Genomic DNA, 10,350 nt, shown 5'->3' on the forward strand with positions numbered 1-10,350 from the left:
TGAGGGTCGCCTTCAGCTACCCCGTGCGTCAAAGTTCCTGTCACGAAAAGAAGTTCTTGCCTCACGGAGCGCGAAGAGTTCACTCTTGATCTTGTGTTCATGCCGATCGCCTTCGCGGTGGCGGGCGCCGGATCGGCGCTCGCCACCCGGTCCTGCCTGCGCCGCGCGGGCGCCCCGGTCACGCCCTGGGCGGCAGCCCTCGCGGCGGTCTTGCTGGTCGTGGTCTGCCTCCGCCACCAAGGCGGGGCGTGGCCGTCGTGGTGGCTCCCGGTCCCGGCTCTCCTGACCGTCTTCGCGGTCCCGCTGGCCCTGGCGGACCTGAAACACCGCCGCCTGCCCGACATCCTGACCCTGCCCGCGTACCCGGTGCTGGCCGCGGCGCTGGCGGTCGCCGCGGCCGGGGGAGGGGCGGCCATCGCCTGGCGGGCGGTACTGGGCGCGGTCCTGTTCGGCGGCGCGCACGCGCTGGTCCACGCGCTGTCGCCGCGGTCTCTGGGCGCCGGTGACGTGAAGCTCGCCGGGAGCCTCGGCGCGGTGCTCGCCGCGATGGGCTGGCCGTCGGTGGTGCTCGGCGCCGTCGCCGCGGCGCTCCTGAGCGTGGCGCTCGCGGTGGGCGGGCCCAGGCACCCCACGGTGCCGCACGGGCCCGGTCTCCTGGTCGCGGCGTGGGTGCTCGCGGTCTTCGCCGGACCGGCTCCGGGATAGCCCGGCCTGTCCTGGGACGGAAGGGAGGCTGTGACAGGATCTGTCAGGTGTTGCGCTGGATAACCGCAGGGGAATCGCACGGACCCGCCCTCGCCGCCATCCTGGAAGGGATGCCCGCCGGGGTCGAGGTCACGACCGCCGAAGTGGGCGAGCAGCTCGCCCGACGGAGGCTCGGCTTCGGCCGCAGCCCTCGTATGGGTTTCGAGACCGACCACTGTGAGTTCACCGGCGGTGTCCGGCACGGGCTCACCCAGGGTGGCCCCGTCGCGGTCCAGATCGAGAACGCCGAGTGGCCCAAGTGGGAGAAGGTCATGTCGGCCGATCCCGTGCCCGCCGAGGAGCTGGAGGGGCTGGCGCGCAACGAGCCGCTGACCCGTCCCCGCCCCGGCCACGCGGACCTGCCCGGCATGCAGAAGTACGGCTTCCCCGAGGCCCGTCCCGTGCTGGAGCGCGCGAGTGCCCGCGAAACCGCGTCCCGCACGGCGCTGGGCACGGTCGCCCGCGCCTACCTGAAGCAGCTGCTCGGGATCGAGATCCTCAGCCACGTCGTGTCGATCGGCGGCGCTTCGGCCCCCGAGGGCCCGCTGCCCTTGGCGTCGGACCTGCCCGCCATCGACGAGAGCCCCGTCCGGGCGTTCGGCCAGGAGGGGACCGACGCGATGGTCGCCGAGGTCGACGCCGTGCGGAAGGCGGGTGACACCGTCGGCGGCGTGATCGAGGTGATCGCGTACGGCCTGCCGCCGGGCCTCGGTTCGCACGTGCACTGGGACCGCAGGCTCGACGCTCGCCTGGCCGGCGCCCTCATGGGCGTGCAGGCGATGAAGGGCGTGGAGGTCGGCGACGGCTTCACCACCGCCACCCGCTGGGGCAGCCAGGCACACGACGAGATCGACCGCGGCACCGGCCCGGTCGGCGTGACCCGCCGGTCCAACCGCGCGGGCGGGCTCGAAGGCGGCATCACCAACGGCGAGCCGCTTCGCGTGCGCGTCGCCATGAAGCCGATTTCGACCGTCCCCAAAGCACTGTCCACTGTGGATGTCACCACCGGCGAGCCCGCCGTGGCCATCCACCAGCGTTCCGACGTCTGCGCGGTCCCCCGCGCCGGTGTCGTGCTGGAGTCGGTGGTCGCGCTGATCCTCGCGGACGCCGCACTGGAGAAGTTCGGCGGCGACTCGCTGGTCGAGAGCAAGCGCAACGCCGAGGCCTACCTGAAGGCGCTCGAGGAGCGCTGGTGAGCCCTCGCGCGGTGATCATCGGGCCGCCGGGCTCGGGTAAGAGCACGGTCGGCCCGGCGCTCGCCGCCAAGCTCGGCCTCGCCTTCCGCGACAGCGACGAGGACATCGTCGCCCGGGCGGGCAAGCCCATCACCGACATCTTCGCCGAGGAGGGCGAGCCCGCCTTCCGCGCGCTGGAGGAAGAAGCCGTCGCCGAGGCGCTGGCCGAACACGACGGAGTGCTCTCCCTGGGCGGCGGAGCACCGATCACCTCGGGCACCCGGGAGCGGCTGGCCGGGCACACGGTGATCTTCCTCAACGTGGGGATGGCCGCCGGGGTGCAACGCGCCGGACTGTCGGCCGCCCGTCCGCTGCTGGCCGGGGTCAACCCCCGCGCCACCTACAAGGCACTCCTAGACGCCCGGCTGCCGGTGTATCGCGGGGTGGCCACGATCGAGATCGACACCGACCACCGCACACCCGATGAGGTCGTCAAGGCCGCCGTCACCCAACTGGGGCGACTGACCGAGAACAGCAAGGAACGAGCATGAAACGCACCATCACCGGCGTTCTCCTCGCCGCCATGGCCCTGACGCTGACCGCCTGCAGCGAGGAGAAGCCGCCCGCGGGCTCGGACGTGATCCAGACCAGCGCCGCGGCGACCGGCTCGGCCACCGCTTCGGCCGCGCCCGACATGGATGCCGCCGCCGACGTCCAGGTCATGAAGTGCGACAGCAACAGCTACACCCCGAAGGTCACCATCGAGGTCACGAACAGCACCGGTGAGGACGCGCGCTACGCCGTCACCATCGCGATCAAGGACGCCACGGGCAAGGAGTCCGGCGAAGCGCTGTTCGCGAAGAACCGGATGACGCCGGGCCAGAAGGTGACCGAAGAGATCCCGGGGGACACCCCGGTCAAGGGCAAGATCTCCTGCGAGGTCGCCAGGGCCAAGCGGCTTCCGCCGAAGTGAGGGAAACGATGACCGAGCCGGTCCGCATCACCGTCAACACCGCCAAGCCGTACGACGTCGTCATCGGCCGCGGGCTGCTGGGCGAACTCGCCGAGCAGCTGGCCGACGCCTCCAAGGTCGCGCTGATCCACCCGCCGACGCTGACCGCCACCGCGGAGGCCATCCGCGAGGAGCTGGCCGCGGCGGGGATCGACGCGCACCGGGTCGAGATCCCCGACGCCGAGGACGGCAAGGCGCTCACCGTCGCCAGCTTCTGCTGGGAGGTCCTCGGCCGCATGGGTCTCGACCGCCGCGGCGTGGTCGTCGGCCTCGGCGGCGGCGCGGTGACCGACCTCGCCGGGTTCGTCGCCGCGACCTGGATGCGCGGCGTGCGCCTGGTGAACGTGCCGACCACGCTGCTGGGCATGGTCGACGCCTCCGTCGGCGGCAAGACCGGCATCAACACCGAAGCGGGCAAGAACCTGGTCGGCGTCTTCCACGAGCCGAGCGCGGTCCTGGTCGACCTCGCGACGCTGGAAACCTTGCCGCCCAACGAACTCGTCGCCGGCATGGCCGAGGTCGTCAAAACCGGGTTCATCGCCGACCCGCGCATCCTGGAGCTCATCGAGCAGGATTCGGCCGCCGCGCTCGACGCGGGCGGCGAGGTCCTGGGTGAGCTGGTCCGCCGCTCGATCCAGGTCAAGGCCGACGTCGTCGCCGCGGATCTGCGCGAGTCGGACCTGCGGGAGATCCTCAACTACGGCCACACCCTCGCGCACGCCATCGAACGCCGCGAAAAGTACCGGTGGCGCCACGGCGCGGCGGTCAGTGTCGGACTGGTGTTCGCCGCCGAGCTCGCGCGCCTGGCGGGGCGTCTCGACGACGCCACCGCCGAGCGCCACGCCACCGTCCTCAAGCTGCTGGGCCTGCCGACCACGTACGACCCGGACGCGCTCCCGCATCTGCTGGAGACGATGAAGGGCGACAAGAAGACCCGCTCGGGTGTGCTGCGCTTCGTCGTTCTCGACGGGCTCGCCAAACCCGGCAGGCTGGAAGGCCCGGACCCGTCGCTGCTCGCGGCGGCGTACTCCGTGATCGCCGGTGAGGCCCCCAAGAACGGCGGGAGTGTGCTGCTGTGAAGGTGCTCGTCCTCAACGGCCCCAACCTCGGCAGGCTCGGCCTGCGCGAACCGGGGATCTACGGTTCGGCCACGCACGCCGACCTGGCCGAGACCTGCGTCGCGACCGGCAAGGAACTCGGGATCGACGTCGAGGTCCGCCAGACCGATCACGAGGGCGAGATGGTCGGCTGGCTGCACGAAGCCGCCGACGCCGGCTGGCCGGTGGTGCTCAACGCGGCCGCGTGGACGCACTACTCGATCGCGGTCCGCGACGCCGCCGCCCAGCTGAAGGCGCCGCTGATCGAACTGCACATCTCCAACGTGCACAAGCGCGAGCAGTTCCGGCACCACAGCGTGCTTTCGGATATCGCCACCGCCGTGATCGCCGGGCTCGGCGTCGACGGCTATCCGCTCGCCTTGCGCTGGATGGCCGCGAACGCGGGATGAACAACCCGCCCGAGATCACGACCGCCCGGCTGCGGCTGCGCGCGCTCGCCGAGCCGGACACCGAAGCGATCGTCGACCTGTTCGCCGACCCGGCGCTGAGCGCGCACTTCGCGGTTCCCCTCACCGAGCCGGACCGCGTCCGCGAAATGGTCGCCCGGCGGCTGGCCTATCGCGGCCCGGCCGGGATGGGGCACTGGGTGATCGAGCGGGACGGTGAGGTGATCGGCCTCGCGCACCTGCGTCCGGCCGAGGAACTTCCCGGAGCGGTGCCGGAGATCGGCTACTACCTCTCTCGCGCGCACGGCGGACAAGGGCTGGCGACGGAAGCCGCGAGCGCGCTGCTGGACCACGGGCTGGCCGGACTGGGGCTTTCCTCGGTGTGGGCGCTCGTCGGTGAGTCCAATGTGGCCAGTCTGAACCTGGTGCGGCGCTTGGGTTTCCTCGATGTCGGTGGCGATGAGCACTACGGCAGCGGGCAGCATCGCGTGTTCGTCGCGCTGCCGTCGGACCACGGGCGGCCGCACCACATCGAACTGTGGGTCCCGGATCTCGCGCGCGCCGAGCAGAGCTGGGGCTGGCTGCTCGGCGAACTGGGCTGGCGGGAATTCCAGCGCTGGCCCGCCGGGGTCAGCTGGAAACTCGGCGCGACCTACCTCGTCGTCGAACGTTCGCCCGCGCTCAGCGGGGAAACCCACGAGCGGACTTCGCCGGGCCTGAACCATCTCGCGCTGCACGTCGGAACCCGCGAACGGGTGAACGAACTGGCTTCGAAGGCCGTCGAACATGGCTGGTCGCCGATGTTCGCGGAGAAGTTTCCGTATGCGGGCGGTGATCACCACTACGCCGCATACCTCGAGAACGCCGATGGTTTCGAGGTGGAGTTGGTCGCACTACCGGGGAGCGACGTCACCCAGGCGGGTTAAGTCTCGCTACACTCGGCGATCATGCGCCTTTTTCGTGGGGGTCGGCGACCCGCCCGTGTCGTGGTGGCCGTCTTCGCGGTCGGCGCGTTGCTCGTGGCGTGCAGTGACGGCCACACCCAGTCCCAGGCCGACGGCAAGGGCGGCGGGATAGGCGGAGCCCGGCAGGCGCCCGGCGAGGCGCCACGGCCGATGGACGTCGAACTCGCCACGGGTGATCCCCGTCAGAGCGGCGGTGTCGTCGGCGCGGGTGATCAGGACGCGGTCTACAACTACGGCCCGACCCTGATGCGGGACGGCGGCAAGCTCCGGATGTGGTGGTGCAGCCAGTACGGCAGCGCGCAGCCCGCCGGGGACGACATCCTCTACGCCCAGTCGCCCTCGCTCGACGGCCCGTTCACCGGCCCGTCCGGCGGCGGCCCGGCCGCGGTGTTCTCCGGCGCGCCGGGCGCGTTCGACGGGATGCACACCTGCGACCCGTCGGTGATCAAGGTCGGCTCGACCTACTACATGTACTACACCGGCGCGGCGGGCGATCACGCGCTCGGCAACTCGATCGGGCTCGCCACCAGCACCGACGGCCTCAAATGGACGCGGGCCGCGGGCGGGCAGCCGATCATCGGGCCCGCGCACGACGTGCACCGCGCCAACGTCTACGGCGCCGGCCAGCCCTCCGCGGTGTACCTCGACGGCTGGTTCTACGTGCTCTTCACCGACACGACGGCCAAGGCCGCCGGGTGGAACGGCGCCGGTCAGTTCCTGCTTCGCGCCAAGGACGCGGCGTTCACCCAGGGCGTGGAAACGCTGGGGGAGCAGGGTCTCGTGGCCAAGCCCAGCACGATCTCGCCGCGCACCCGCTCGCTGGTCGACGCGTTCAGCACCGACCTGATGTGGGTCGGCGCGCTCGACGCCTTCGTGATCGCCCACGAAACCGAGAAGGGCACCACGCTCACGTTCTGGACGAAGGACTTCACCGCGCAGCCGTACCGGCCGGTGGTCGTCCCCGGTGCGTGGCAGGAGGGCCCCGGCCTGGTCCGGCGGCCCGACGGGCACGCCCCGCTCTCCTCCGGCGACGTCTGCGACCGGGTCCCGTTCGACCTCGTCCGCGCGACGGTGATGGGCGGAGCCAACGCGCCGACCGACCTCAAGCATTTCGGCCTGGACGTCCGCGGCTCCCGGGCCTGCGACGGCGACGCCCGGATCCGGACCTCGTTCGAAGGCGTCGCGATGCCGTCGCCGCAGCGGACGATCGACCTGGTGTCCGCCGGCGAACTGGTGCGCGTCGACCGCCGGTCGGTGGCGGCGGTGCTGGCGGGCGAGGTACTGGACCAGCGCCTCAAGGTGGTCGACCGCTTCCCGCAGGCCGCGCGCCTGCGAGCGGGCGCGCAGATGGTGCGCTCGCCCGGCCGCGGGGTCGGTGTGGTGCTCGACGGCAAGCTCTTCGCCCTGCCGGACGCCGGGGCCGCCGCGCTGAACGACTCGACCGTCGAAGAGATCACCGACCAGGTCTGGGACGGCTATCCGGCCGGTTTCTCGCTCGCGGGCTGAGCCTCGACGTCGGTGTCTTCGCCGTCCGGGGCGGTCTTGGTGATCCGGCCGCCGACGAACAGGCCGAGCCCGGCCGGGATGAGCACCAGCAGGGCCGAGAAGGCGGCGCCGCCGGTGAGCGCGCCGCCGAGTTCGGAGACGCCCGTCTGGTCGACGAACACCGCGCGGCCGATCACGTACAGCACGCCCGAGACCGGTCCGGCGATCAGCGCCGCGATGAACCAGTTCTTGCCGCGTTCGGGTTTGTCCCGCCAGGCGTCCACGGCGCTCCACCCCGCCGCCGCGCCGACGAGGATCGCGAGCGCTAGGGAGATGACGAGCGTCTGGTCGGTGGGGTTGAAGACCTCGTACTTGGCCAGCACGGTGACGGCCGCGCCGTGCAGCAGCGCCATCACGAGTCCACGAGTCAGCCACGGTGCCATTCGGGAAGTTTAACTCGCCAGTAGCCGCAGTCACGCATCCCCGCGCGTGCAGCCGACGAATCCCTTGACGAAGACCGACGCAACCCAGGAATGGACCGGCGGACCGTCTACTCGGAAGCGCGCCAGCGCGACGAGGAGACTTCACCGTCGCGCGCCTCTTTGCCCTGCGAGACGTTTCCGTCAGCGCGCGACATAATAAGCCAGTGCGTGAATACTTCTCTCGCCGCCGCGCGGCGCTGCGTTCCCTGCTGGCCGACTCCGGGGTGGACGCGCTGCTGGTCACCGACCTGCTCAACATCAGGTACCTGACCGGCTTCACCGGGTCCAACGCCGCTCTCCTCGTCCACGGGAGCGGGGACGACAAGACGATCTTCTGCACCGACGGCCGCTACACGGTCCAGTCGGAGACGGAGGTGCCCGACCTGGAGCGGGTACTCGATCGGGCGAGCGCGGCGAAGCTCGCCGACCTGGCCGCCTCGAAGACCCGGGAGTTCGGCAAGACCGGGTTCGAGAGCCAGCACGTCAGTGTCGAGCAGCACGAGGACCTGAAGGTGCGCTTCGACCGCGTCGACCTGGTCCGCACGCCCGGGCTGGTGGAGCAACTGCGGCTGGTCAAGGACGAGCAGGAGATCGAGGCGCTGCGCCAGGCGTGCGCCGCGGCGGACAGGGCGCTGGAGGACCTGGTGTCCGCCGGTGGGCTGCGGCCGGGCCGCACCGAACTGGACGTCGCCCGCGACCTGGAGAACCGCATGTTCGGGCACGGGTCGACGGCGCCGTCGTTCGACTCCATCGTCGCGGCGGGCGCGCATTCCGCGATCCCGCATCACCGGCCGACCTCGTCCGTGCTCGCGACGGGCGACTTCGTCAAGATCGACTTCGGCGCCACCGTCGACGGCTACCACTCCGACATGACCCGCACCTTCGTCCTCGGCAAGCCCGCGGCCTGGCAGGAAGAGGTCTACGAGCTGGTCCGGGGCGCGCAGGAAGCCGGTTGTGACGCCGTTCTCCCCGGCGCCGAAGTGTCCGAAGTGGACAAGGCGGCGCGCAATGTGATCGTCGACGCCGGGCACGGTGACGAGTTCGGTCACGGCCTCGGCCACGGTGTCGGGCTGCAGGTGCACGAGGCGCCCAGTCTCGCCGCCACCGGCGTCGGTACACTGACCGCCGGTATGGCGGTCACCGTCGAGCCTGGTGTGTATCTGCCCGGCCGCGGTGGCGTGCGCATCGAGGACACGCTGGTCGTGCGGGAAGGTACGCCCGAACTCCTCACGCTGAGCACCAAGGAACTCGTGGTCGTCTGACGGCGGCCCGGAAGATCGACACAGGAGACTGCACACTCGTGGCCACCACCAACGACCTGAAGAACGGGATCGTCCTCAACCTCGAGGGCCAGCTGTGGACCGTCACCGCGTTCCAGCACGTCAAGCCGGGTAAGGGCGGCGCCTTCGTGCGCACCACGCTCAAGCACGTGCTGACCGGGAAGGTCGTCGACAAGACCTTCAACGCGGGCACGAAGGTCGAGACGGCCACCGTCGACCGGCGCAACATGACCTACCTGTACAAGGACGCCCAGGACTTCGTGTTCATGGACTCGGAGACCTACGACCAGATCACCGTGCTGGCCATGACCGTCGGGGACAACGCGAACTATCTGCTCGAGAACACCGAGGTCCAGGTCGCGGTGCACGAGGGCAATCCGCTGTACATCGAGCTGCCGACCTCGGTCGAGCTGCTCGTGCAGCACACCGACCCGGGTCTGCAGGGCGACCGCTCCACCGGTGGCACCAAGCCGGCCACCCTGGAGACCGGCGCCGAGATCCAGGTGCCGCTGTTCCTCACCACCGGCGAGAAGATCAAGGTCGACACTCGTGACGGCCGCTACCTGGGCCGCGTCTCCAACTGATGGCCGCTGCAGACAAGTTCGGGCAGGATCGATCCAAGAAGTCACCGAACCGCGGCGGGCCGATCAGCCGTCGCCAGGCCCGCAAGCGTGCCGTCGAGATGATGTACGAGGCCGCCCAGCGCGGTACCGACGCGGTGACGCTGCTGGCGGACCGGGTCGGTTCGGTCGAGGTGGACCCGATCGGCGACTACACGGTCTCGCTGGTCGAGGGCGTGACCGGGCGCCGTGCCCAGATCGACGAGCTGCTCTCCGAGCACGCTCAGGGCTGGACGCTGGACCGGATGCCGCCGGTGGATCTGGCGGTGCTGCGGGTCGGCGTCTACGAGCTGCTGTGGGCCTCGGACGTGCCGGACCCGGTCGCCATCGACGAGGCCGTCGGTCTCGCGAAGGAGCTCTCGACGGACGATTCGCCGCGGTTCGTGAACGGCGTGCTCGGCCGGATCGGCACCATCGCCGACAGGCTCAGGGCCGTCCTCTAGAAGACGTACTGCAACGGGCCGTGTCCTCTTCCGAAGGCACGGCCCGTTCTCATGCTTGATGGTGCCGGTTGGCGTTTCCGGTCCCCCCGGACCGAAAACGTCGCCATCTCTAGTCCTCTTTGGATGGTCGAGCCTCGGGCGGCAGCACGCCCCAGTCGATCAGCTGCTCGGTGAGTTCACCGGGGGTCATGTCGTAGATGATCGCCAGCGAGCGCAGGTCTTCGGTGCGGATGGAGAGCACCTTGCCGTTGTAGTCACCGCGCTGGCTCTGAATGGTGGCGGCGTAGCGGGCGAGCGGCCCGACCTTCTCCGCCGGGAGCTGCTGTAGCCGCTCGAGGTTTATGACGATCTTCGTAGCGGGTTCGGCTCCCGAGGGCACCCGGCCCTCCGGCAGCAGTTCGACCACCGGCACGCCGTAGAAATCGGCCAGCTCGGCGAGCTTCTGCACGGTGACGGCGCGGTCGCCACGCTCGTACGAACCGACGACGACGGCCTTCCAGCGGCCTCCGGACTTCTGCTCCACCCCGTGCAGGGACAGGCCCTGCTGCTGGCGGATCCCGCGGAGCTTGGCCCCGAGCGCCTTGGCGTAATCGCCCATCTGGTGGTTCTCCGTTTCCTCACCCCCAACCGGTCGAGGTGA

The 10,350-nt window shown here is 70.6% G+C and carries 13 protein-coding genes; 11 read left to right on the top strand and 2 right to left on the bottom strand.

The genetic code is table 11. The features are described 5' to 3' along the window. Positions 1-93: 93 nt before the first annotated feature. Genes ACLJRL_RS05320 through ACLJRL_RS05355 form a run of 8 tightly spaced genes read left to right on the top strand, consistent with a single transcriptional unit; the run spans position 94 to position 6,906 of the window. Positions 94-705 carry a prepilin peptidase gene (locus ACLJRL_RS05320; protein ID WP_410654850.1) on the top strand — a complete coding sequence of 204 codons (612 nt, stop codon included), beginning with the start codon at positions 94-96 and terminating at the stop codon, positions 703-705. Positions 706-752: 47 nt separating this feature from the next. Next, a complete protein-coding gene (gene aroC / locus ACLJRL_RS05325) occupies positions 753-1,940 on the top strand; it encodes a chorismate synthase (protein ID WP_410654851.1) in 1,188 nt (395 codons plus the stop codon). Beyond that, the gene (locus ACLJRL_RS05330; protein WP_410654852.1) at positions 1,937-2,470 is read left to right on the top strand and encodes a shikimate kinase; all 534 of its coding nucleotides are present in this window, start codon (positions 1,937-1,939) and stop codon (positions 2,468-2,470) included. The genes aroC and ACLJRL_RS05330 overlap by 4 nt, the downstream gene beginning before the upstream one ends. After that, positions 2,467-2,892, top strand: a complete 426-nt coding sequence (locus ACLJRL_RS05335) for a hypothetical protein (protein ID WP_410654853.1) — start codon at positions 2,467-2,469, stop codon at positions 2,890-2,892. Before ACLJRL_RS05330 ends, ACLJRL_RS05335 begins: the two co-directional genes overlap by 4 nt. Positions 2,893-2,900: 8 nt before the next feature. Beyond that, positions 2,901-4,010, top strand: coding sequence for a 3-dehydroquinate synthase (aroB, locus tag ACLJRL_RS05340; RefSeq protein WP_410654854.1), 1,110 nt, complete (start codon positions 2,901-2,903; stop codon positions 4,008-4,010). Continuing rightward, entirely contained in the window at positions 4,007-4,438 is a 432-nt protein-coding gene (aroQ, locus tag ACLJRL_RS05345; RefSeq protein WP_410654855.1) for a type II 3-dehydroquinate dehydratase, read from the top strand. Before aroB ends, aroQ begins: the two co-directional genes overlap by 4 nt. Next, the gene (locus ACLJRL_RS05350) at positions 4,435-5,361 is read left to right on the top strand and encodes a GNAT family N-acetyltransferase (RefSeq protein WP_410654856.1); all 927 of its coding nucleotides are present in this window, start codon (positions 4,435-4,437) and stop codon (positions 5,359-5,361) included. Before aroQ ends, ACLJRL_RS05350 begins: the two co-directional genes overlap by 4 nt. Before the next feature lie 60 nt (positions 5,362-5,421). Further along, positions 5,422-6,906, top strand: a complete 1,485-nt coding sequence (locus tag ACLJRL_RS05355; protein WP_410655167.1) for a beta-xylosidase — start codon at positions 5,422-5,424, stop codon at positions 6,904-6,906. On the opposite strand, the gene ACLJRL_RS05360 is transcribed toward ACLJRL_RS05355, so the two are convergent. Then, a complete protein-coding gene (locus tag ACLJRL_RS05360) occupies positions 6,876-7,298 on the bottom strand; it encodes a B-4DMT family transporter (protein ID WP_410655168.1) in 423 nt (140 codons plus the stop codon). The two genes, ACLJRL_RS05355 and ACLJRL_RS05360, sit on opposite strands and share 31 nt — an antisense overlap. Positions 7,299-7,531: 233 nt before the next feature. Between ACLJRL_RS05360 and ACLJRL_RS05365 the strand changes: the two genes are divergently transcribed. Genes ACLJRL_RS05365 through nusB form a run of 3 tightly spaced genes read left to right on the top strand, consistent with a single transcriptional unit; the run spans position 7,532 to position 9,710 of the window. Then, positions 7,532-8,629, top strand: a complete 1,098-nt coding sequence (locus ACLJRL_RS05365; protein ID WP_410654857.1) for a M24 family metallopeptidase — start codon at positions 7,532-7,534, stop codon at positions 8,627-8,629. 38 nt (positions 8,630-8,667) lie between these two features. Next, on the top strand, positions 8,668-9,231 hold the full coding sequence (gene efp, locus ACLJRL_RS05370) for an elongation factor P (RefSeq protein WP_410654858.1): 564 nt from the start codon (positions 8,668-8,670) through the stop codon (positions 9,229-9,231). Beyond that, positions 9,231-9,710: a transcription antitermination factor NusB gene (gene nusB, locus ACLJRL_RS05375; protein ID WP_410654859.1), complete on the top strand. Its 480-nt coding sequence runs from the start codon at positions 9,231-9,233 to the stop codon at positions 9,708-9,710. The genes efp and nusB overlap by 1 nt, the downstream gene beginning before the upstream one ends. Before the next feature lie 109 nt (positions 9,711-9,819). Here the strand turns inward: nusB and ACLJRL_RS05380 are convergent, their stop codons facing one another. Next, positions 9,820-10,308, bottom strand: a complete 489-nt coding sequence (locus ACLJRL_RS05380) for a transcriptional regulator (RefSeq protein ID WP_003096372.1) — start codon at positions 10,306-10,308, stop codon at positions 9,820-9,822. Positions 10,309-10,350: the final 42 nt, after the last annotated feature.

The organism is Amycolatopsis sp. lyj-112 (assembly GCF_046549055.1).
Lineage (GTDB): Bacteria > Actinomycetota > Actinomycetes > Mycobacteriales > Pseudonocardiaceae > Amycolatopsis.

Bases quoted from the DNA above. Each gene is read 5' to 3' on its own strand.
- ACLJRL_RS05380 (WP_003096372.1), bottom strand. From the start codon at position 10,308: ATGGGCGATTACGCCAAGGCGCTCGGGGCCAAGCTCCGCGGGATCCGC.
- aroB (WP_410654854.1), top strand. From the start codon at position 2,901: ATGACCGAGCCGGTCCGCATCACCGTCAACACCGCCAAGCCGTACGAC.
- ACLJRL_RS05360 (WP_410655168.1), bottom strand. From the start codon at position 7,298: ATGGCGCTGCTGCACGGCGCGGCCGTCACCGTGCTGGCCAAGTACGAG.
- ACLJRL_RS05335 (WP_410654853.1), top strand. From the start codon at position 2,467: ATGAAACGCACCATCACCGGCGTTCTCCTCGCCGCCATGGCCCTGACG.
- ACLJRL_RS05350 (WP_410654856.1), top strand. From the start codon at position 4,435: ATGAACAACCCGCCCGAGATCACGACCGCCCGGCTGCGGCTGCGCGCG.
- nusB (WP_410654859.1), top strand. From the start codon at position 9,231: ATGGCCGCTGCAGACAAGTTCGGGCAGGATCGATCCAAGAAGTCACCG.